Source organism: Marinobacter sp. AC-23, assembly GCF_001858325.1.
GTDB lineage: Bacteria > Pseudomonadota > Gammaproteobacteria > Pseudomonadales > Oleiphilaceae > Marinobacter.
Map to the genome: position 1 here is coordinate 74,863 of NZ_MBPP01000006.1, position 22,184 is coordinate 97,046.

Genomic DNA, 22,184 nt, shown 5'->3' on the forward strand with positions numbered 1-22,184 from the left:
GGGTAATTGTGATCAATTATGGCAAGTTAGCGCTATATTTGGTTAATTCACGCGCTATAAAACAATTGCGTCGGCGTGTTAAAGTGTATATTCTCAAGTTAATTGTGCACAACTTAATTTTGCAGTGTACTGATTCATCCTGTTTTACATAGGTATTCATGGTTTACCAAGGAGCGCCCCGTGGCCACACACTCTATTTATGACTTCACTGCTCGAGACATTAAAGGTAATGACAAAAAGATGGCTGACTATCAGGCCAAGTGCTGCTGATTGTGAATACGGCCAGCAAGTGCGGCTTTACGCCCCAGTTTGAGGGGCTACAGTCTTTGCACAAAGATCTCGGGGAGCAGGGGTTGGAAGTGCTTGGGTTTCCCTGCAATCAGTTTATGAACCAGGATCCTGCAGATGACGAGGCCATCAGCCAGTTTTGCAGCATGAATTATGGCGTGGATTTCCCCATGTTTTCGAAAGTGGATGTCAACGGCGAGAACGCTCACCCTCTGTTCCAATTTCTGAAGGGCGAGGCAAAGGGGCTTCTGGGGTCGGAGAAAGTAAAATGGAACTTCACCAAGTTTTTGATAGGCCGTGATGGAGAGGTTGTGCGTCGTTACCCGCCCACTACCAAGCCTGAAGACATCAAGGCAGACATTGAAAAACTTTTGTAGGGTGCAGTTTTGAACGATTTACTCGCACTGGACAACCAGATCTGTTTCAGCCTGTATGCGGCTAACCGGGCGATTACCGCCCGGTATCGCCCGCTGCTTGCTGAACTGGAACTGACATACCCGCAGTATCTGGTGATGCTTGTACTTTGGGAGCGAGCCAGATCGGTCACGCAACCCGTGTGTCGGATCTTGGCGTGCGCCTGCGTCTGGATTCGGGCACCTTGACGCCGCTACTCAAGCGCCTCGCTCTACGGGGGCTTGTCCGCAGGGAGCGCAGTGCAGATGATGAGCGGGTTGTGACCATAACGCTGACCGGGCAGGGTGCCGATTTGAAAAAGCGAGCCGCCCAGGTACCACAGAAACTCCTGTGCGGCCTGGATCTTGCCCCAGACCGGCTGTTGGCATTGCGAAATGAGCTAAATGAGGTGCTTCAGGCTATTGAGGCTCAGAGTAAGCAGTCCAGCGTGTAATCGCAGCACTTAGTTGGTCGCGGTTGTAAGGCTTGGTGATGTAGTCGTTCATGCCACAGGCGAAGCAGTCGTCCCGATCGCCTTGCATCACGTTGGCAGTAACGGCTATCACTGGTAAGTCATGCCATTCAGGGTTCTCGCGGATTTTGCGAGTCGTTTCGTAACCATCCATTACCGGCATCTGGCAATCCATGAGCACCAGGTCGTAATGCTGTTGTTTCAGCGCTTCGATTGCCAGCAGGCCATTTTCCGCGGTGTCTGATTGATGCCCCATTTTTTTCAATAGCATGCTAGCGACCATCTGGTTTACTTCGTTGTCTTCGACCAAAAGTATCCGGAGTGGTCGTTGTGGCTTTATGACAGTTTTGGGCAGTTCGGTAGTTTCAGCAAGCTTTCCCGTGTTGTCTGTGGCCAGGCTGCTGTATACAGGTAGCGGCAGGGTGACGGTAAACCGAGTACCTACTTGCTCTTTGGAATTGACCTTTATTTCACCCTGCATACGCTCAATCAGCTGGCGGCAAAGCGTTAGTCCTAGCCCTGTACCACCATAAAGGCGCGTGGTTTGCGTGTCGGCTTGAGAGAAGGGGGAAAATATCCGGCGCAGGCCCTCTTTGCTCATACCAATGCCCGTGTCGACCACCTCAATGGTTAGAGTGCCTTCGGAATAGTGGGCGCTGATTCGCACGTTGCCGGAATTGGTAAACTTGATGGCATTGCTGAGCAGGTTGTTCAAAATTTGGCGGATACGAGTTGGGTCGCCTAAGAATTGGCTTGGGAAGCTTGGGTCTGTCTCTGCAATGAGTTCGACGCCTTTATTGCGGGCCTGTTGGGTGTGCAGAGTTGCGCACTCCTCAATCAGGCTGCTTATATCGAACGGAATGTTCTCGAGGTTGAGCTTGCCGGCCTCAACCTTGGAAATATCCAGTATGTCATTAAGTATACCGAGCAGGCTTTCCCCGGCCGACAAAGCAATTTGAAGGCGGTGTTGCTTGGTAGAATCCTGCTCGCTTTCCAGTGCGAGCCCTAGCATGCCGAGCACACCGTTAAGTGGGGTGCGTATTTCGTGGCTCATGCTGGCCAGAAAATTAGCTCTGGCTTTGGCTCTGCGCATGGCATCTTCTTTCGCTTTTACCAGTGCCCGGTTGCCCCGTTGTAGTGCGTGGTTCTTGTCGGATATTTCCCGGGTTCGGCTTTCGACCTCTTGTTCCAGTTCGGTCGAATAGTTCTTCAACGCATTTTCCGCCTTGCGGAGCTGGGCCAGAGTGGAATCTATCCTTGTTAAGTGCTGGTTGACAATCTCCACCATTGTGCCTATTTCATCTTGCTGGTGGCCTGGAGGTACCGGTAGGCGGATCTTTTCTGGGGAGCTGGCTTTAACTTGGCCTAGCGCGTTGATAACGCTGAGCATCGGTCGTGTGAGTATCAAGTAGAAAATGCCAAGCAGCGAAGCAGAAAGAATAAGGCTTTTCAAAAGTCCACTGATCAGCGTGTAGCTTGCGCGCTCCAAAAACTGCAAACCGTAGTGGTAAGTGTCGATGGTAACCACAAGTTGCCCCAAGGGCAGATTGTTGAGCTGTGAAACACGCAGTTCTCGGCTGAAAACCCGGCTAGAGCCAAACAGTTCATCGCTGATCCAGCGATAGGGGGAAACTGGGCTGCTCGTGCTGGCGGCGGCCATGGTGCTGTTTTCGCTATCGACAATTCTGGCGTCAATGGTAGCGGGGTGGCGGAGAAGCCCATCGAGCAGCTCTTCTGCCAGGCGCACATCAATGTTGTAAGCGATCTGGGAGGCGGGGTTATGGCTGACTTCCATCAGCGCTTGGATGTCTTCGTCCATGGAGCGTTGGGCGGCGAAATAATCCAGGGTGATTTGTGCAACGTTAAGGATAAATCCCAACACCATGGCGATCAGCACAGTATCGCGGGTGAGTCGGTAAGAAAGCCGGTGTTTGAAGCCTTTGGTCACGGATGTCACAGTCCTTGTTCACGGGCAGGGGTGCTACCCGGCTCGTATATTCAGTCGTCGTAGTCGGCCTTTTTCTTCCACTCTTCATCGTGAAGAAAATTATCCCACTGTTTGTCCAGTTGTGATTCGGATTCTGCAGAACCGGTGTTCTCACCGCCTGCACCCAAAGCCTCCAGCTCCTTTATGCGGATTCGGAAACTTTTAACTGCTTTCATTGCCAGCGGATTGTCTTTGGATTTACCCATCTCTGTGCTGGCTAGGTGATAGGCGTGAATAGCCTTGCGTATCTCGTCTTTCCGGATGTGATCGCGGGCCTGGAAAACGTGTAAGTCAGCGTGGGTTTTATGCACCAAAAACAAAATATACTTAAGATTTTTTTTGGCGGTCGCCCCATCGATGCGCCCGCTTTTGTGCATGGCTTCAATCAGTTTGAACAAATTTTGAAGCAGCTCTTTAGTGTAGGTGGCTTTTTCTGCTGAATCGATTCTGACCGGTCGCGCCTCATCCCGGTTTTCCTGAATCTGAGTTTTCAGTTGCAAGGCGGACTCCCGCCACTGCGCAATAGGCAGGCTGGATTTAAGGCTGGTTAAATCGTTGCAAACATCCTCCATTCGCCGGAGTAGCAGTAGCTTCAAATCGCCTGTCAGGTACTGCCCTGGAAGTTCAGACAGCAAAAGGTTGCAGCGCTTGTAGCTATCCTCCAGTGCCGTGATTTTGCGAACACGTTCAATCTTGGCCTTTTCGCGCATTTGGCTGATGACAAGAACGACAATCGAAATCACAACAATGGCCGCCAAGGCCAGAACAATAGTAATGGTATTCATTTTTGTGTAATGACTCCGGCTTTTGGGCAAGTCATGCCTGCTAAAGAATTCTGGCTCGATACACCGGGATGTCCGGCAAGTATCAGAAAGATTAGCAGAAATACGGCGTTGAAGCTGAAATCAAATGTGAAAGTTCGTTTTATATATTTATTTAATGAATTAATTTCATGATGTATATTAGATTGGTGAATGTGGCGCGTGAGACGTGCCCGGTTAATGGTTTCTATTGTGTTCTGGAGCTGTGCATGGACATTTCTCGCATTGATCTCAATCTGCTTGTTTATCTTGATGTTTTACTGAGGGAGCGAAACGTCACCAAGGCTGCAAACCATCTTGGTATTACGCAGCCGGCCATGAGCAACAGCCTGCGCCGGTTGCGGGATCTGTTCAGTGACCCGTTGCTGGTAAGAACCAGTGAAGGGATGACTGCTACAGAACGTGCCCGTGAGCTGCAGCCGCTGGTGCGGAGTATTCTTTCAAACATTGAGCAAGCGGTTCAGGAAAAGACCCCCTTTGCAGCGCTGGACAGCCAGCGGGTGTTTCGCATTATGGCCAGTGACTATGCCGAATCGTGCCTGATGCCCAGGGTGCTGCGCCGGATCCGGCAGGAGGCCCCACATGTAACCCTGGATGTGCTGACCCCCAGCGATGTGAGTTTTCTGGATGTGGAGCAGGGGCGTCTTGATATGGCGATTAACCGCTTCGATAAAATCCCCCAGTCATTCCATCAAAAAACCCTCTGGATCGAGTATTTTGCTTGCTTGATGAACGCCCGCAATCCGATATTGAAAGAGCCTTTCACTCTGGATACCTACCTGGATGCAAGCCATATCTGGGTAAGCAAAACCGGTTTCGGTGTGGGCGTTGGGGTAAACCCAAAAGACGTCCAGAGGCTTGGCTGGGTTGATGAAGCTTTGTCCAGGATGGGGAGTAAACGCCAGATTTCCGTGTTTACCCGCCATTATCAGTCGGCCATGCTGTTGGCGGAGCAGCACGATCTTATTGCGACGCTGCCGTCCCGGGCTGCTTGGTTGCAAAAAGATAACCCTAACCTGGTGGTAAAGATCCCGCCCTTCGATATTCCGCCTTTTGAGTTGAAAATGGCATGGAGCCCACTTTTACAGCACAACTCTGATCATCAATGGCTTCGTAGGTTGATTTCAGATGTGGCGGAAGAGGTGGATGAGGAGTTTGCGCCCTTTGGGGCGCGTTTCGAGTCTGCGGATGTCCCTTAGGCAAAGCCGTTAGAGCGGTAGTTCGCGCAATTCAAGCGAGCTGCGCCCGGCATCCCACATGCGCTGAAATTTTTCCGACAGCAGTTTCACCCGACCACTGTCGGCGAACCCGGCAAATCCTGAAGGCCGGGTGAAGTCATGCCGGAACACCACGCCTTGCCGGTCTGCGAGCATGAAAGGCCTATCTTCATAGAGGTGGTCGGTATTGACCAGCCTCAATTCAATACGACTAGGCAGCCTTCGCATCAATTCAACCAATTGATGTCGGCGCTTTACAAGGGGCTGGTCATCGTGGATCAGCAGGCGAATTTCACTAAGCCTGTGGCGGCGCGCAAGTTCAGATACCAACTCCCGGAACCTGTGGCGATCGTAGAGGTCGTGATCCAGTATCCGGTCATACAGCCATAAGCGCTGGCCTGCCTGGCCGACCATAGAGTCCATGAGGTCAAGAAGACTGCTTTCGTTATCGAAAAGCCAGGCGTGTGTGTCCGCGCCCAGCAGCAAGGGGCGGGGACGCCCGGAGCCAGTTTGCGTGTCAAGCAGAGCCGGGGCCAGGCAGCGCATGTCCAGGTGAGGGATGCCGGCATCATCGTAAGGATCGGAGCAGACATGAAATCCGGCGCGCTGGTAGAACGCAATGGCGTGTTGCTGGGCGGAAAGTTTCAGCTCTTGGTACTGACCGGCGGATTCCGTGATCAGATGCTGCAGCAGCGCCTCTCCGATACCCTGGCCGCGGAATTCCGGCAGTATGGCCATGCGCCCAATGTGACCGGTTTCCCCCAGAGTTGAAAACAGCCGGGCCACGCCTACAGGTGTGTTATCGGGTAGAACCGCGAGAAAATGATCGGCAATTTCGTCAGTGTCGTCCCATTCCAGCTCTGGTGGAACCTTCTGCTCATCAACAAAGACTTTTTGGCGAATGCTGCGGATATGCCCTGGGGCAAGCTGCCAGCTGTATTTTCGAATCTTGATTGTCATGGCATCACTCGAAATACACAGAACCCTGGTTATAAAGCGTTGTAAGCAGGCCGAGCAGGGCAGGGTCTCCGGCAAACGGCGCCAGCGCGCTCATGTCGATTCGGGCACCCGCGCACAGCAAAGGCGCCAGTGGGCGCGCGTCACCTTTAAGCAAAAACTGCTCACCGTCTGCAAAAAGAGCGGTTTCGTCACCTTCTTCATGGTAAGCAAAACGCGAGCCTTCGTTCCAGCGTAATTGCTCGCCAGCCCGGAGAGCTTCGGAAAAATCCTCTTCAGAGGCTGGCTCATCTGCCGCCACAACCACGTCTATGCTCTTGGGTGCGGTTGCGTACTGGCCAAACCACAAAGCCAGCGAGCGTTTGTCTTCAAGCTTTTCTGCCAGTACGGCCTGAAGGCGGTCAATAACACCTGGTTCGATGGTGCCCGGATTGTCTTGGACCTTCAAATCCGGATCATTCAAGTGATTGGCGGCGTCTGACTGGTTGCAAAGGAAATCCGTAAACCCGGTAAGCAAGTCGTCGATAGTTGGCGCACGGAAGCCACTGACAGGGTAATGCAATCGTCTTCGGCGATGCCGTGATGGCCAACGCCGGGCGGCAGGTACAGCATATCGCCAGGGGCAAGCGTGACCGTTTCTTCGCCTTCCCAGCTACTGAGTATGCGCAAAGGTGTGCCTTCTACCCTGGGCGAGGTTTGATCGCACCGACCACCAAACGTCCAGCGCCTGTGCCCCTGCGCCTGCAGCAGGAATACATCATATTGGTCGTAGTGAGGGCCTACGCTGCCGCCCTTGGCGCATAGCTGGCCATAATGTCGTCAAGGCGCCAGTTGGGCACGAAGCGGAAGTGTTCAAGAAGATCCGCTACTTCTGGAACCCAGTGGTCAAGACCCTGAACGAGCAACGTCCAGTTTTGTTCGGGAAGCTGGCTAAAACGCTCTTCAGAGAAAGGGCCGTTGTGTAATTGCCAAGGCTTTCCGTCATCGTTTTCGATAACGATACGCGATTCCACACCTTCTTCGCAGGCAAGTCCCGCCAACTCGTCTGCATCGACAGGGCTCTGAAAGCCGGGAAATGCCTGGCGAATGACCAGCGGTTTTTTCTGCCAGTAGTCTTTCAGAAAGTCCGAAGGCGAACGTCCGCCAAGCATATCCATCGTTGTGCTTCCTTGATTCAAATGTTGCGGGCCTGGTCAACGGCGTTACCAATGTAATTGCCCGGAGTCAGGGCCATCAGCTCTGCTTTTGCGCTGTCTGGCATCTCAAGGCTTTCAACAAAGCTTCTGATCACTTCTGGTGTCATGGCTTTGCCGCGGGTCAGAGCTTTGAGCTTTTCGTAAGGCTTCTCGATGCTGTATCTGCGCATGACCGTTTGGATCGGCTCGGCAAGCACTTCCCAGGCCTTGTCGAGGTCTTCGTCGAGACGCGCCGGGTTGATTTCCAATTTGCTTAACCCTTTGAGCGTGGCTTCGTAGGCGATCAAGCTATGGGCAAAACCAACACCCAAGTTGCGCAGTACGGTGGAGTCGGTCAAATCGCGCTGCCAGCGTGAAATGGGCAGCTTGGCAGACAGGTGCCCTAGCAAGGCGTTGGCTATGCCAGATTGCCTTCCGAGTTTTCAAAATCGATGGGGTTGACCTTATGGGGCATGGTAGAGGAGCCCACTTCGCCTTCAATGGTTTTCTGCTTGAAATAGCCTAAGGAAATATAACCCCAGATATCCCGGTCCAGGTCGATCAGAATGGTGTTGAAGCGGGCAACGGCATCGTAAAGCTCAGCGATGTAATCGTGGGGCTCGATCTGCGTGGTGTATGGGTTAAAGTCGAGGCCAAGGTTTTCAATAAATGCTTTGGCGTTGGCGGCCCAATCTATATTGGGATAGGCCGAGATGTGGGCGTTGTAGTTGCCTACTGCACCGTTAATCTTGCCAAGTATCTCAATACTGCGAATTTGCTTGATTTGCCTCTGCAGGCGGTACACCACGTTAGCGAACTCTTTGCCAACAGTGGTTGGCGAGGCCGTTTGGCCGTGGGTGCGGGACAGCATTGGCTGTTCTGCGTGCGCCTGCGAAAGTGCCTCCAGTTTGTCGGCCACTCGGGTCATTGTTGGCAGCAGGCCGTTATCCAGGCCTTCGCGAAGCATTAACGCGTGGGAGAGGTTGTTGATGTCCTCAGAGGTGCACGCAAAGTGAACAAATTCGGTTACCGCGTGAAGTTCCGGAACTCCCGCGATTTTTTCTTTGATAAAGTATTCAACGGCTTTGACATCGTGGTTAGTGGTGCGCTCAATTTCCTTGATGCGCTGAGCATCTTGAAGACCGAATTCCGTGATCATTTTATCAAGAAACGAGTTCGCCTCTGAGCTAAAGGTTGGCACTTCAATAACGCCGGGATGTGCCGCCAATTGCTGCAGCCATCGGATTTCGACCGTCACACGGTTCCTGATCAGGCCATACTCACTGAAAATATCACGGAAAACGCTGACTTTATTGCCATAGCGTCCATCGACCGGGGAAATGGCGGTCAGGGCGTTGAGTTCCATCGAAAACCTCTCAAATGATCAAAGAATCGGTTCAGAAAAAGGGATGTTCCATAATACACCAGCGTAACCGGTGAATCAGTGGTGTTAGGTCAGTTATCGAATGGGCGGTTCGCCTGTTCCGCGAGCTCCCTGGCATGCTGAACCACCTTGCGGCGCGACAACACCAGTTGCCAGCGGCGCCCGCCCGTTTGTCTCCAGAGCACCGCCGAACGTATGCCTGCGAGTAGAAGGGCGCGCACTTTGGCGGCATTCTCATCGCGCTGCAACAGTGAGGGGTTGCCACTTACCTGAATGCGTAGCCGGAACGTGCTAATGGTGTCCGCATAGACCGAGGCCAGGTTACTGACGAGGTTTGAGTGGACATAACCAAAGTGGCTGGCGGTATGCCTTGCCTGATCGATACGGCTGCCAATCACCTCTAGCATGTCCTTGTTCTGGTTAAGCTTGGATTCCAGCTGAATCAGGTTTAGAACGTAGCGCAGCACCTCGATATCCTGCTGTTTTTTTTGTTCGCTCATAACCGTAGAGAGTGTTATCAGGCCCTCACGAATGTCGGCAAGTTCGCCGCCATAAACGTCCAGCGTGCTGGCAGGGTCGCTGGCGAACAATGAGCGCAAGCAGGTTTCCAGGCTGGATTCGTTGCAGCTGCCATTGTTGGCGATTTGTTGCACAAGATTGGCTGCCTGGAAGACGCCCGCCAGCGCCAGTGTCTGGTCGTGGAGTGATTTACTCACAGGGGTGCCTCCGGTGCGCCAGCTCTGGCAAGGCGATCGGGAAGTGCTTCGTTGTCACGCCAGGTTTCAGTGATCACGCCGCCTCCCAGGCAAATGTCCTTGTCATAAAAAACCACAGATTGCCCAGGTGTCACGGCCCTTTGGGCGTCATCAAAAACCACTTTCACGCCGCCCTCGATAACAGACACTTCGCAATCCTGATCCGGCTGGCGGTAGCGGGTTTTAGCTTTACAGCGAAAAGATTGTGCCGGCGGTTCGCCCGCCACCCAGTCCACCGGGTCGGACAACAGGCCGCGAGAGAAAAGCAGTGGGTGATGCTTGCCCTGAACGGCTGTCAGCACGTTACGCGTCAAATCTTTTTCGGCCACGTACCAGGGGTCGTCCCCAAAGTTGGTGAGCCCGCCAATCCCCAAGCCTTGGCGTTGGCCGATGGTGTGATACATCAATCCCTGGTGCCGGCCGATTGTTTGGCCTTCCGGGGTTTGTATATCGCCCGGCTGGGCCGGTAGATACTGTTTCAGGAAGTCGCTGAATTTGCGTTCACCAATAAAGCAGATGCCGGTGGAGTCTTTTTTGTCGTGGGTAACAAACCCCTGTTCCTCGGCAATCCGGCGTACTTCTGGCTTTTCCAGTTCACCTACGGGGAACAAAGTGCGGGCTATGCGATCACCTGACACGGCGTGCAAAAAGTAGCTCTGGTCTTTATTCCCATCCAGGCCTTTCAATAAAAGGGCTTTGCCCGAACCATCCGCAAGCGGGCGTTGGCGGGTGTAATGCCCGGTGGCGATGTAATCAGCGCCCAATGTAATGGCATAGTCGAGAAAGGCGCGGAATTTGACCTCTTTGTTGCACAGAATGTCCGGGTTGGGAGTACGCCCAGCCTGGTATTCAGAAAGGAAATGCTCAAAGACGCGATCCCAATACTCAGCGGCGAAGCTGGCGGTATGGAGCTTGATGCCGATGGCATCCGCAACATCCTGAGCATCAGCCAGATCGGTCATGGCGGTGCAGTATTCGGTGCCGTCATCTTCATCCCAGTTCTTCATGAACAGGCCTTCGACCTGATATCCCTGATCCTTGAGTAGCCAGGCAGCAACTGAAGAGTCGACACCGCCGGACATGCCAACGATCACGCGTGTGTTTTCTAAAGTGGGGGCAGTAGGCGATGGATTTGTCATGACAGCTCTGAGCACCGGTGCAAAACGCGGGAGTCTACCATTTTGTGCCGGTTACGTCTGCGAGTCTGCAATTACATCCAGTGGATAACAGCGGCCACTTCGGTAATCCTCTATGCTTTTTACAACCAGCGGGCTGCGGAGTTTGTCGCCCAGCTGACGGATATCTTCCAGCGATAACCAGTGTGCTGCAATAATGCCGGTATCTAGCTTGTCGGTTATGCGATGGCGGGCCTTTCCTATGAAGCAAAAACGATAATAGGTTACGCCGTTCGCGGGTGCCTTATAGGTGTACAGCCCCAAAAAGTGCTCCGGCTCGACATCCCATCCGGTTTCTTCCAGTGCCTCGCGCCTTACGGCGTCTAGAATGGCCTCGTCTTCTTCAACGTGTCCTGCAGGTTGGTTGAACACAATTCTTCCGCTGCTGCGCTCCTCAACCATCAGGAATCGGCCGTGTGCATCTTCAACCACCACAGCTACCGTGGCATGGGGTGTCCAGGTCATGATCCTTGGGTTCTCCGTGGCGCCTTGGCGGGCTGGGCTCGCGTCGGTCGCTTACCGGGTTGGGTGGTTTTAGGTAAATTGATGACGAATTTCCGGTATTTGCCCGGCTCAAGGCCGTCTAGCGTCCAGTCACCAATACGATAGCGGATCAATCGCAGTGTTGGAAACCCAACGGCAGCCGTCATCCGCCGCACTTGTCTGTTTCGACCTTCAGTGATAGTCAGTTCAATCCAGCTAGTGGGCACTGTATCGCGCCGGCGCACCGCTGGAACTCTGGGCCACAGTTTAGGCTCTTTCATCCGGCGGACTTTTGCTGGGCGGGTGCGGCCATCCTTGAGGGTTACGCCGGCACCAAGCGCCTCTATGGCGCCCGCAGACACGTCGCCTTCAACTTGAACCCAATAGGTTTTGGCCATTTTCAGGGCAGGCGATGCAATGCGATGCTGCAAAGGGCCGTCGCTGGTGAGCAAAAGAAGGCCTTCGGAATCGTAATCCAGTCGCCCGGCAGGGTAGGCATCAGGAATAGGAATCCACTCAGCCAATGTTGAACGGGGTGCCTGTCCGGCGGTTGTGGATTCATCCGTAAACTGGCTGAGGACTTGAAAAGGCTTATTAAACAGGATGAGTTCAGCCATGGAGGCGGCTCCAGAGTAGGAGAAGTAAGGTCAGCGAAGGGTACGTAGAAAAAATAGCGTTTGAAAGCAAAAAATAGCCCCGCTCCCGTGCAAGGATGCACAGGCTGAAGCCTGCCGGATGAATCCGGCAGGAGGGCTTAGCTTGTGGACGGCCTGCCTGGGCGGTGTCTCAGGCGTTCGCAGCGCGGGGAGGATAGCCTCCGCGATCCTCTTCTGCGTTTTCGGTCGTGTCTTCCGAGGTTTCTGACGCACCCGTTTGAGTTTCGGCCTGCCCGCCAGCCTGCTCCTCGGGCACGATATTGACGGCATGCACGCCTTTATCGCTGGGTTTTTTATCAAAATTAACTGCCTGGCCCGCTTTCAACGTTTTGTAGCCGTCCATATGAATTGACGAAAAGTGGGCAAACAGATCGTCACTACAGCCATCTTCTATGATGAAGCCGTACCCCTTGGCATTGTTGAACCACTTTACCTTACCCCTTGGCATGATGAACTCCCCTGTTCTTTTGCTGTCACTTGTTATTGTTTACTTCACTGATCGGCTTTGAAGCTGCATTTTGCCGGTCTCGGTTACAAAGATTGCTCATGTATTTACATTATTTAACATGGCAGGTTAACTTTCGGCGAAACCCGGAGTCGAGTCAATAGCTTCTATTACGGTAATGTGTGGTTGAACGCAGTCTGGAAGCGGTATCATGATCGTATTAGTAATTATCTCATCCCCGGGACGTAGTCGGACTTGAAAACCCGGGGCCAGACAACCACATTAATGAAAGGCGCCGATAAGCGGTAAAGAATGATGCGGACTATCGAAAATTCTCTACTAGTATTAAATCAGGGGGAGGATGAACAACCGGGGCGTCACGACGACCTCAGCGTTGCTCCCGAAAAACCTGCCCTGAAACGCCCGTCGCAATTTCGGGTTATGTTGTTGAATGATGATTACACGCCCATGGATTTTGTTGTGGAAGTGTTAATGACATTTTTCGGAATGAATGAAGAAAAGGCGACACAGGTGATGCTGCTCGTCCATACCCAAGGTAAGGCGGTATGCGGGGTTTATACCCGGGACATCGCGGAAACAAAGGCGGCACAGGTGAACCAGTATTCCTCGGAATGCGACCATCCGCTCCTTTGCGAGATTGAATGTGCGGACTGATACATGTTGGGGTGGCCCATGCTGAGCAAAGATCTTGAAATTACGCTGAATACGGCCTTCAAAAGTGCCCGCGACAAGCGCCATGAATTCATGACCGTAGAGCATTTATTGCTGGCTCTGCTGGAAAATGAGTCTGCAGTGGGGGTTCTCAAGGCCTGTGGTGCAGATCTCAAGCAGCTTCATGATGAGCTGGTTGAATTTGTGGACTCTACAACTCCATTGATTCCTGGTAGCGATGATGAGCGCGAAACCCAACCAACACTTGGATTTCAGAGAGTGTTGCAGCGCGCTGTGTTTCATGTGCAATCCTCTGGAAAGAAAGAAGTAACCGGAGCCAATGTGCTGGTTGCTATTTTCAGTGAGCAGGAAAGCCAGGCTGTGTATGTGCTCAAGAAACAGAGCGTTGCACGCATTGATGTCGTCAACTTTGTGTCTCATGGGATTTCCCGTGTTCAAGGCGCAGAAGATCAGGACGGCAGCGATCAGACCTCGCACGAGGAGGCTGGCGAAGAGGGCGGGCAGTCCAAGCCGCTGGAAACTTACGCAACCAATTTGAATGAGCAGGCTCGCCAAGGACGCATTGACCCGCTAATCGGCCGCGAACATGAGGTTGAGCGGGTGGTACAGATCCTGGTGCGCCGGCGCAAGAATAACCCGTTGTTGGTGGGCGAGGCTGGTGTCGGCAAGACCGCCATTGCAGAGGGGCTGGCCAAACGCATTGTTGATGGCCAGGTGCCAGATATCATTTCCGACGGCGTGGTGTATTCACTGGATCTTGGCGCGCTGCTCGCCGGAACCAAGTACCGTGGTGATTTCGAAAAGCGTCTTAAGGGGCTGCTTTCAGACCTGAAAAAAGAAAAGCACGCGATTCTGTTCATTGATGAGATTCACACCATCATTGGTGCAGGGTCTGCCTCTGGTGGCGTGATGGATGCCTCGAATCTGCTAAAGCCCATGCTGGGCTCTGGTGAGATCCGTTGCATTGGCTCAACCACGTATCAGGAGTTCCGGGGTATCTTTGAGAAGGACAGTGCGTTGGCCCGACGCTTCCAGAAGATTGACGTGAATGAGCCGAGTGTCGAGGACACCTATCAGATACTCAAAGGCCTGAAGCCGAACTTTGAAAAGCACCACGATCTGAAATATACCGATCAGGCGCTGCGTGTTGCTGCGGAGTTGGCAGATCGATACATTACCGATCGCCATCTTCCGGACAAGGCCATCGACGTGATCGATGAAGCTGGTGCGCGGCAGCGCTTGATGCCGGAGGGCAAGCGCCTGGACACGGTTGGTGTGCCAGAAATCGAAGATGTGGTTGCCAAAATTGCCCGCATTCCACCCAAGAACGTGTCCACCAGCGACAAAGATCTGCTGCGTAATCTGGAGCGTGATCTCAAGATGGTGGTGTTTGGGCAGGATCCCGCAATTGAGTCTTTATCTACGGCAATCAAGCTGGCTCGTGCTGGCCTGAAAGCGCCAGAAAAGCCAGAAGGTTCCTTCTTGTTTGCTGGGCCTACGGGTGTTGGTAAAACAGAGGTAACCAAGCAGTTGGCTAAGGCGCTCGGTGTTGAGCTGGTTCGGTTCGATATGTCGGAGTACATGGAGCGCCATACGGTCTCCCGCCTCATTGGCGCGCCCCCGGGTTATGTGGGTTACGACCAGGGTGGTCTGTTAACAGAATCTGTTAACAAGCACCCACATTGCGTGCTGTTGCTCGATGAGATCGAAAAGGCGCATCCGGAAGTCTTCAACTTGCTTCTGCAGGTGATGGACCACGGCACCTTGACTGATAACAACGGGCGCAAGGCTGACTTCCGCCATGTGATCCTGGTCATGACCACGAACGCGGGCGCTGAAAGCATGGCCCGTCGCTCGATTGGCTTCAGTGAGCAGGATCACAGCAGTGATGGTATGGAAATCATCAGTAAAACGTTTACGCCTGAGTTCCGGAACCGTCTGGACAGCATTATCCAGTTCGGTGATCTGAAGAAGGAAACCATCACCTTTGTGGTGGACAAGTTCCTGACCGAGTTGCAGGCGCAACTGGATGAGAAGCATGTGGTGTTGCATGTGGACGACGAGGTTAAATCCTGGCTCGCGGACAAGGGCTATGATGTGACCATGGGTGCACGCCCAATGTCACGCCTGATTCAGGATAAAATCAAGCGTCCTCTCGCTGAGCAGATCCTGTTCGGCAGCTTGTCTGAGAAAGGCGGCGATGTGTTCATCCATCTCAAGGATGATGAGTTGGTGTTCGACTATGAAGATGAGCCTGCAGAAGCCGTTTAAAGCGGCTGGCAGGCTGGAAGTAGTCACCAACAAAAAAACCGCTGCAGTGATGCAGCGGTTTTTTTATGCTTCTTCGATGTCGCCGTTGCTTTAGCGGGCGCGGTACACAATCCGGCCTTTGCTCAGATCGTAAGGCGTTAACTCAACCTTGACCTTGTCACCTGTCAGGATGCGGATATAGTTTTTACGCATCTTGCCGGAGATGTGAGCAGTAACAACGTGGCCGTTGCTCAGCTCAACCCGGAACATGGTGTTTGGAAGGGTATCAAGAATAACGCCTTCCATTTCAATAGCATCTGTCTTCGCCATTCAGTAAAAACCTCTATTGGGAATGCTTTCCGTAATTTTAAATTGCGCAATTCTGCCTGATTTTTCGGCGTTTGGCAAAGTGTGTATGCAAACACTCATTAAAAAGCGCCTGGTTGCTGTGTATTGGGCTGAAAAAGGCACTAGGGAGCTTCCAGTACTCGCCACTGGCCGTCCTGCAATGCTTCTATGGGCTTGAAGCGGGTTTTGTAATTCATTTTTTGGCACTGCTTTATCCAGTAGCCTAGATAGAGGTATGGAAGTTTGCGTCGGCGGGCTTCCTGGATTTGCCAAAGAACAGCGAAGGTGCCCAGGCTTCTGTGTTCCAGGGCAGGGTCAAACACTGTGTATATGGCTGACAGCCCATCCTCCAAAGCATCTACAGCGGCCAGTGCCACCAATTCTCCATGTTCATGAATTTCCAGAAACAACGAGTCTGTCGCGCCCTCTACGAGAAACGACGTGAACTGTTCCCGTGAGGGCGGGTACATGTCGCCATCTTTGTGTCTTAGCTCTACGTAGTTGGCGTAAAGCTGGTAATAGCGTTCACTGAAGGCTGCGGGAACCAGCACACATTCAAGGTCGCTGTTCTTCTTCATGACCCGGCGCTGACTGCGATCCGGGCGAAAGCTATTTACGTTTAGCCGTACGGGAATGCAGGCGTTACAGGCTTCGCAATGGGGTCGATAATAATGCGACCCACTGCGGCGAAAGCCTAGTGATGTGAGTTGGCTGTACAGCTTTTTGTCGATGTTGGCTCGCGGGTCGACAAACATGGTTGTCGCTTCGCGATCAGGGAGGTAGCTGCAGTCGTGGGCAGGTGTTGCGAAAAACACCAGGGTTCTGAGACTACTCATTCATGCCTCCGGCCCGTGCCATTGCCAGTGGAGTGTCCAGTCTGGCTGATTCGGTTTTCGGTCTGCGTATGTATCGATTATAGATAAAAATTCGCGTCTGGCCAGGGTGTGTGCGCCCATGCTTAAAAGATGGTCGCTCTCTACCTGGCAGTCCATTATTTGGTAGCCCCAGTCTTGTAATTGACGGGCCAGATGAACCATCAGCACTTTGGATGCGTTGGTTTCCAGGGAAAACATGGATTCGCCGAAAAAACACTGCCCTATGGCGAGCCCATACATGCCGCCTGCCAGTTCGCCGTTTTGGTTCCACACTTCGATGGAATGAGCAACGCCCTGGCGGTGCAATGCGGAGTAACTGGCGATCATGTCGTCGGTTATCCAGGTGCCTTCACTGCGGGTGGAGGCGCACAGGCGAATGATTCGGCCGAAGGTTGGTCGGTGGTTACGTTGAAGCGGCGCTGGTTGAGTGTTTTGCGCAGGCTTCGGGATATGTGGATGTCTTCGGGAAAGAGCACGCATCTAGGGTCTGGCGACCACCAGAGTATGGGTTGGTCGTCGCTGTACCAGGGGAATATTCCGCTGCGATACGCGAGGATCAGGCGTTCGGTGGAGAGGTCGCCGCCCAGCGCGAGAAGGCCATCGGGGTCGTCGAGGGCTTCTTCGGCTGGGGGGAACCAGAGTTCGTCAGGGTCTAGCCAGGGTAGTGAGGTCATCCTGCCTGCTTTGTGTCTGTATTAATCCTGTTGATCCAGAAACTTCTCAGCATCCAATGCAGCCATGCAACCAAAGCCCGCTGATGTCACGGCTTGGCGGTAAACGTGGTCGGCTACGTCGCCGGCGGCGAATACGCCTGGAATACTGGCTTGGGTTGCCATGCCTTCCAAGCCAGACTGAATCTTGATGTAGCCGTTTTCCATGTTCAGCTGGCCGTCGAAGAGGTCGGTATTGGGCTTGTGACCGATAGCGATGAAGACGCCTGCCAGGTCAAAATCCTGTGTGGATTCGTCTTTCATGCTTTTGATGCGCATGCCGGTTACGCCGGTGCCATCGCCCAATACTTCGTCGAGGGTGTGATCCCAGACGATTTTAACGTTGCCGTTTTTGGCTTTTTCGAAGAGCTTATCCTGCAGGATCTTCTCTGCACGCAAGCTGTCACGACGGTGAACCAGGGTGACTTCTGCGGCTATGTTGGAGAGGTACAGGGCTTCTTCAACGGCGGTGTTTCCGCCACCGATCACGGCAACTTTCTGTTTTTTGTAGAAGAAGCCGTCGCAGGTTGCGCAGGCCGATACGCCCTGGCCTTTAAAGCGCTCTTCGGATTCCAGGCCCAGATACATGGCAGATGCGCCAGTAGCGATGATCAGGCGTCGCAAGTGTATTCACCACCGTCGCCTTTGAGGCGAAAAGGGCGGCTCTGCAGGTCGGCTTCGTTGATCGTGTCGTACACGATGCTGGTCTCAAACCGCTCGGCGTGCTTGAGCATGCGTTGCATGAGCTCCGGGCCCTGAACGCCGTCGTTGTCGCCGGGCCAGTTGTCCACGTCGGTGGTAGTGGTGAGCTGTCCACCGACCTCAATGCCGGTGATCAGTGTTGGGTTCAGGTTTGCCCTGGCTGCGTAGACAGCCGCCGTGTACCCCGCGGGGCCAGAGCCAAGGATGATCAACCGGGAATGTTTGCTTTCGCTCATGAGTGTCTCTCACTAAAACGGTACGTGTCAGGCTCTTTCAGAGCCAGCAATGCGAGGAAGGTGGAAAGGCTACCACGAATGCAGCGGGCTGCCAGTTGTTTTGCCCAATTCCACTGATTAAGCTTTTCTATCTGGTTCGTCTATTCCAACACTGAAACGGTGGTTAGCAGCTGCCGCACGCGCTCTGTACTTTTCCCGGATTCGCCCTGCTCAAGTCGGTGTTCAGCAATGGCTGGAAAGACTGCCTGGACATCGTCGGGTAGAGCGTGTCGGCGACCTTGCATCAGAGCCCAGGCTTTTGTGGCTCTGAGCAAGCCAATGCCGGCCCTGGGGGATAATCCGTAAAGCAGTCCGGGCATGCGGCGGCTTTGTTCCAGCAAGCGTTGAATGTAATCCAGCAGTGCAGAGCTGGCGCTTACACGAGCGACTTCATCTTGCAGTGTTTCCAGATCAGCCTCGGAAAGCAGTGTGCCTAGCCGATCTGTCATTGCACGGCGGTCTTCGCCTTCCAGCAGTTCACGCTCCGCTCTGGGGTCTGGGTAGCCAAGCCGTATACGCATTAGAAACCGATCGAGCTGGGATTCTGGTAGCGGGTAGGTGCCACCCTGTTCGGTTGGGTTCTGTGTGGCGATCACGAAGAAGGGATGCGGTAACGGGCGTGTCTCGCCTTCAATAGACACTTGGCGCTCTTCCATAGCTTCAAGCAAGGCGCTTTGGGTTCTTGGTGACGCTCGGTTTATCTCATCTGCCAGCACAACCTGAGCAAATATTGGCCCCGGGTGGAACACCAGGCTACCTGCCTGTTTGTCGTACATGGAATAACCCAATACGTCGGCGGGCAACAGATCGTTGGTGAACTGAATGCGCTGGTAACTAAGACCCATGGATTTGGCTAAGGCGTGAGATAAGGTGGTTTTGCCCATGCCGGGGATGTCTTCGATCAGCAGGTGGCCTTTGGCGAGCAGGCCGCAAAGGGCCAGACGAACCTGATGCTCCTTGCCAAGGAGGATTTGGTTGAGCTCGGTAACAACGGTATCCACCAGTTTTTTCATGCTGGGATTAGTCCCTCACTCTTTTTAGAATATCGCCATAGGCGTCGATGCGTCGGTCTCTGAAATATGGCCAGATGCGACGAATCGATTCACTGCGACGGCGATCAATGGTCACGCTCAGGATGCACTCGGTGGTGTCGTCTGCCCGAGCCAGAAATTCACCTTGGGGGCCGCAGATAAAACTATTGCCCCAGAAATGAATGCCGCTTGATTGCCCAGAGGGGTCTGGCTCAGTGCCCACCCGGTTGGGCGCCACTACTGGTAGGTTGTTGGCCACGGCGTGGCCACGCTGAACCGTTACCCAGGCTTCCAGTTGGCGAGCTTGTTCGGCCGGGTCATCGGTAGTGTCCCAGCCGATGGCGGTGGGGTATATCAGTATTTCAGCGCCGGCCAGTGCCATCAGACGCGCGGCTTCCGGGTACCATTGATCCCAGCATACGAGGACTCCCAGCTTACCAACCGAGGTTCGATGGGTGAGAACCCATTTCGGCCATCGTTGAACTGCGCATCACCGGGCGTGAAATAGAACTTTTCATAAAAGCCTGGGTCGTCCGGAATGTGCATTTTTCGGTACAGGCCCGCAATGGAGCCGTCGCTTTCGAAGACCACGGCGGTATTGTGATAAACACCGTTCATACGTCGCTCAAAAATGGAGCCAACAATAACCACGCCCAGCTCCCGGGCCAAATCAGAAAGCCGTTCGCTGGTAGGGCCGGGGATGGGCTCGGCCAAATCGAAGACGCTGGTGTCCTCGGTCTGGCAGAAGTATTGGGTAGCGTGGAGCTCCTGAAGGATAATCAGCTGCGCCCCGCCCGCGTTGGCTTCACGAACCAGCATTTCAGTGGTTGCCAGGCTGGCAGCCTTATCTTGACTGCAGGCTTGTTGGATGGCTGCGACTGTAAGCTGGTCTGAGTTTTGGCTCATATGGAAACGACTCCCTCCGGAATCTGCATGGTAACGCAGTGCAGGCTGCCATGTTGCGTCACCAGCGACCGGCAGTTGATAGGGATAATTTCCCGATCGGGGAAAATCTCACTGATCACACCAATGGCCTGTTCATCCTGACGCACACCATAAACGGGCATCAGTACAGCACTATTGATGATCAAAAAGTTGGCGTAGGTGGCGGGGAGTCGTTCGCCGTCATCGCCAAATATTGAGTCTGGCCAGGGCAGTGGGGTCAGCTTGTAGGGTGAGCCATCACGCTGACGGAACTCCTTAAGGTCTTCTTCCATGGCGGCCAGGGCACTGTAGTGCTCATCTGCCACATCTGGGCAGGATACGTAGCAAATATGATCCGGGGCACAAAACCGAGCCAGCGTGTCAATGTGGCTGTCGGTGTCATCACCTGCTAAATATCCGTGGTTAAGCCAGAGGATGCGGTCTGTGCCGAGCATTTCAGACAGCAACTGCTCGATGGCACCGCGATCCATAGACGCATTGCGTGTGGGGGTTAGCAGACACTCGCTGGTCGCAAGCAACGTACCTTCGCCGTCGGATTCAATGGAGCCGCCTTCCAGTACAAAGTCCACTGCCTGCATGGGCGTGGTTCCAAATACTCCGAAATTGGCAAGATGACGGTTGAGGGCATCGTCTTTTTCCCAGGGGAATTTGCCGCCCCAGGCGTTAAAACGAAAATCCAGTAGCGTGGGCTCTTCATCGGTAAATACGGTAATCGGGCCGTGGTCGCGGGCCCAGGTATCGTTTGCCGGTGCGGGTACCGCGTGCACGCGCCCTGGCAGGCCCTTCTGGTCGGCCCAGGCATTAAGCTCGCGCTCAAGATCCTGCAAGCGAATCACGTGTTCACAGCTTACAACCAGATGTTCAAAACGGAGAACCGAGCGGGCAATTTCAAGAAATACCGGCTCTACCTCGTCAATTATCCCTGCCCAGTCGGTACCTGGGTGTGGCCAGGTAAGCACAACGGCGCTTTGGGGTGCCCACTCAGCTGGCAACATGCGTCGGAATGTCACTTTACAATCACCTTAAAAGTGCAAAAGCCGCCATTCTAACCAAAGGGCGGCGTGTCGTCAGGTTGTGTACCCGGAACGGCCGGGCAGAGAATGTCTGATTTGATGGTCTCAGCGCTGGTGTGTCAGTACCGAGTGGATAACCCGATCTTGTTCGAAATAGACCACAAACTTGCCATAGTGCCATTGGCTGATGGGAGGCTGCCCAACCGCAGAATCGATTGAATTCGGCTGACCCCATGCGGCCCGTACGGACGCTTGTGTCATTCCCGTCCGGGGCATGTTTTGTTGGCTTCTGTCTGCCTGGCTCCCTACCGGTACACGAAGATCCTCGGCAAACACACCCGAAGCGGGAGCCAGGGTGAAAAATACTGCCGCTGCCAGTGTGCCAGTCAGGGCTCGCTTCATTGTCATTGATGGATCTCCATTAATGCGGGGCTTCGGTATCTACTCCGAAGACATGGATAAAACGTAATATCCGAGAATTACAGGCAAAAGTCACATGTTTTCGCCAGTCTACTCGTTTTGCCGTTGGCGAATCTGCCACCGCATCACATGTCGGGCGATTTGCTGGCGGTCGCCATCATGTATCCGAATAAAACCGGTATGAACCCTTGCACCGCCTGTTGCGTCAGCCTGCACGTCTAGCACCTGTGCAACGGCCCGGGGTTGGAAAAGTTCTGGTGGCAGGGTCATACGAATAGCAAGCCGGTCGCCAGTCTGCCATGCTTGCAGGCTTGTGGAAAAGGCCAAGCCGCCTTCACTAAGGGTAACGTCTTGCCAGTCGCCCGGTTGCAAGGGATTTTGCTGAAAGGCCATAATGCGCGCAAGCGAGTCCAGCTTGCCGTTTAAGGACTTTACCACGCCTGTAAGTAGGCGGTCCTGATCCGCAAGGCTGGCGAGCTGAGATTTGATGTCTTGATCGAGTCGCCTGAATTCAGCTTTCAGGGTCTCCAGGTGATCGTCTTTAAAGGGATTGTCGTCGAGCTCGCCAAACGGCGGAAGCTTACGGATATCCAGGCCAATCCGGTCTTCGATGCGGAAAAACTCCCGACGTTCAGACAGATAGTCTGCAGCTTCGGGCGGTGTGTCTTGGGTGTGCATTCAGGGCTCCGCTAATTAAAGATGTTAGCCAGTAGT

17 protein-coding genes and 7 pseudogenes are annotated in these 22,184 nt (G+C 53.7%); 5 read left to right on the forward strand and 19 right to left on the reverse strand.

Annotated elements, in window-relative coordinates:
• Nucleotides 1-240: 240 nt before the first annotated feature.
• A pseudogene (locus tag BCA33_RS03840) lies at nt 241-665 on the forward strand (glutathione peroxidase).
• Nucleotides 666-674: 9 nt separating this feature from the next.
• Nucleotides 675-1,135, forward strand: a pseudogene (locus BCA33_RS03845) (MarR family winged helix-turn-helix transcriptional regulator).
• Here the strand turns inward: BCA33_RS03845 and BCA33_RS03850 are convergent.
• Both BCA33_RS03850 and BCA33_RS03855 read right to left on the reverse strand, forming a co-directional pair.
• Nucleotides 1,101-3,101: an ATP-binding protein gene (locus tag BCA33_RS03850; protein WP_071263564.1), complete on the reverse strand. Its 2,001-nt coding sequence runs from the start codon at nt 3,099-3,101 to the stop codon at nt 1,101-1,103. The pseudogene BCA33_RS03845 and the gene BCA33_RS03850 overlap by 35 nt on opposite strands.
• Nucleotides 3,102-3,151: 50 nt before the next feature.
• Nucleotides 3,152-3,925 carry a hypothetical protein gene (locus tag BCA33_RS03855; RefSeq protein WP_071263565.1) on the reverse strand — a complete coding sequence of 258 codons (774 nt, stop codon included), beginning with the start codon at nt 3,923-3,925 and terminating at the stop codon, nt 3,152-3,154.
• Nucleotides 3,926-4,170: 245 nt separating this feature from the next.
• Between BCA33_RS03855 and BCA33_RS03860 the strand changes: the two genes are divergently transcribed.
• Nucleotides 4,171-5,160, forward strand: coding sequence for a LysR family transcriptional regulator (locus BCA33_RS03860; RefSeq protein ID WP_071263567.1), 990 nt, complete (start codon nt 4,171-4,173; stop codon nt 5,158-5,160).
• Between the two features lie 9 nt (nt 5,161-5,169).
• Here BCA33_RS03860 and BCA33_RS03865 read toward each other — a convergent pair whose 3' ends face one another.
• The 8 genes and pseudogenes from BCA33_RS03865 to BCA33_RS22515 form a co-directional block, all read right to left on the reverse strand.
• Complete coding sequence (locus BCA33_RS03865) at nt 5,170-6,138, reverse strand: GNAT family N-acetyltransferase (protein WP_071263568.1); 969 nt, start codon at nt 6,136-6,138, stop codon at nt 5,170-5,172.
• Nucleotides 6,139-6,142: 4 nt separating this feature from the next.
• A pseudogene (locus tag BCA33_RS03870) lies at nt 6,143-7,292 on the reverse strand (cupin domain-containing protein).
• Nucleotides 7,293-7,309: 17 nt separating this feature from the next.
• Nucleotides 7,310-8,676: pseudogene (gene purB, locus BCA33_RS03875) on the reverse strand (adenylosuccinate lyase).
• An 89-nt stretch (nt 8,677-8,765) separates the two neighbouring features.
• The gene (hflD, locus tag BCA33_RS03880) at nt 8,766-9,410 is read right to left on the reverse strand and encodes a high frequency lysogenization protein HflD (protein ID WP_071263569.1); all 645 of its coding nucleotides are present in this window, start codon (nt 9,408-9,410) and stop codon (nt 8,766-8,768) included.
• A complete protein-coding gene (mnmA, locus tag BCA33_RS03885) occupies nt 9,407-10,588 on the reverse strand; it encodes a tRNA 2-thiouridine(34) synthase MnmA (protein WP_071263570.1) in 1,182 nt (393 codons plus the stop codon). The genes hflD and mnmA overlap by 4 nt, the downstream gene beginning before the upstream one ends.
• Before the next feature lie 51 nt (nt 10,589-10,639).
• Entirely contained in the window at nt 10,640-11,089 is a 450-nt protein-coding gene (locus BCA33_RS03890) for an NUDIX hydrolase (RefSeq protein ID WP_071263571.1), read from the reverse strand.
• Complete coding sequence (locus BCA33_RS03895; RefSeq protein WP_071263572.1) at nt 11,086-11,724, reverse strand: pseudouridine synthase; 639 nt, start codon at nt 11,722-11,724, stop codon at nt 11,086-11,088. The genes BCA33_RS03890 and BCA33_RS03895 overlap by 4 nt, the downstream gene beginning before the upstream one ends.
• A gap of 169 nt (nt 11,725-11,893) precedes the next feature.
• Complete coding sequence (locus BCA33_RS22515) at nt 11,894-12,211, reverse strand: cold shock domain-containing protein (protein ID WP_071263573.1); 318 nt, start codon at nt 12,209-12,211, stop codon at nt 11,894-11,896.
• A gap of 312 nt (nt 12,212-12,523) precedes the next feature.
• On the opposite strand from BCA33_RS22515, the gene clpS reads away from it, so the two are divergent.
• Both clpS and clpA read left to right on the forward strand, forming a co-directional pair.
• Nucleotides 12,524-12,883, forward strand: coding sequence for an ATP-dependent Clp protease adapter ClpS (gene clpS / locus BCA33_RS03905; protein ID WP_071263685.1), 360 nt, complete (start codon nt 12,524-12,526; stop codon nt 12,881-12,883).
• An 18-nt stretch (nt 12,884-12,901) separates the two neighbouring features.
• Entirely contained in the window at nt 12,902-15,172 is a 2,271-nt protein-coding gene (gene clpA, locus BCA33_RS03910; protein ID WP_071263687.1) for an ATP-dependent Clp protease ATP-binding subunit ClpA, read from the forward strand.
• Between the two features lie 90 nt (nt 15,173-15,262).
• Here clpA and infA read toward each other — a convergent pair whose 3' ends face one another.
• From infA to BCA33_RS03955, 9 genes and pseudogenes are all read right to left on the reverse strand, one after another.
• Nucleotides 15,263-15,481, reverse strand: a complete 219-nt coding sequence (gene infA, locus BCA33_RS03915; protein ID WP_071263575.1) for a translation initiation factor IF-1 — start codon at nt 15,479-15,481, stop codon at nt 15,263-15,265.
• 140 nt (nt 15,482-15,621) lie between these two features.
• On the reverse strand, nt 15,622-16,335 hold the full coding sequence (locus tag BCA33_RS03920; RefSeq protein ID WP_071263577.1) for an arginyltransferase: 714 nt from the start codon (nt 16,333-16,335) through the stop codon (nt 15,622-15,624).
• A pseudogene (gene aat / locus BCA33_RS03925) lies at nt 16,336-17,048 on the reverse strand (leucyl/phenylalanyl-tRNA--protein transferase). It lies immediately after the preceding gene.
• A gap of 21 nt (nt 17,049-17,069) precedes the next feature.
• Nucleotides 17,070-18,022, reverse strand: a pseudogene (gene trxB, locus BCA33_RS03930) (thioredoxin-disulfide reductase).
• Between the two features lie 140 nt (nt 18,023-18,162).
• A complete protein-coding gene (locus BCA33_RS03935) occupies nt 18,163-19,074 on the reverse strand; it encodes a MoxR family ATPase (protein ID WP_071263578.1) in 912 nt (303 codons plus the stop codon).
• A 7-nt stretch (nt 19,075-19,081) separates the two neighbouring features.
• Nucleotides 19,082-19,998, reverse strand: a pseudogene (locus BCA33_RS22660) (carbon-nitrogen hydrolase).
• A complete protein-coding gene (locus BCA33_RS03945; RefSeq protein ID WP_083394626.1) occupies nt 19,995-21,032 on the reverse strand; it encodes an agmatine/peptidylarginine deiminase in 1,038 nt (345 codons plus the stop codon). Before BCA33_RS03945 ends, BCA33_RS22660 begins: the two are co-directional and overlap by 4 nt.
• A 123-nt stretch (nt 21,033-21,155) precedes the next feature.
• On the reverse strand, nt 21,156-21,458 hold the full coding sequence (locus tag BCA33_RS03950) for a hypothetical protein (protein ID WP_139172890.1): 303 nt from the start codon (nt 21,456-21,458) through the stop codon (nt 21,156-21,158).
• 102 nt (nt 21,459-21,560) lie between these two features.
• The gene (locus tag BCA33_RS03955) at nt 21,561-22,148 is read right to left on the reverse strand and encodes a PilZ domain-containing protein (protein WP_071263580.1); all 588 of its coding nucleotides are present in this window, start codon (nt 22,146-22,148) and stop codon (nt 21,561-21,563) included.
• Between the last annotated feature and the right edge of the window lie 36 nt (nt 22,149-22,184).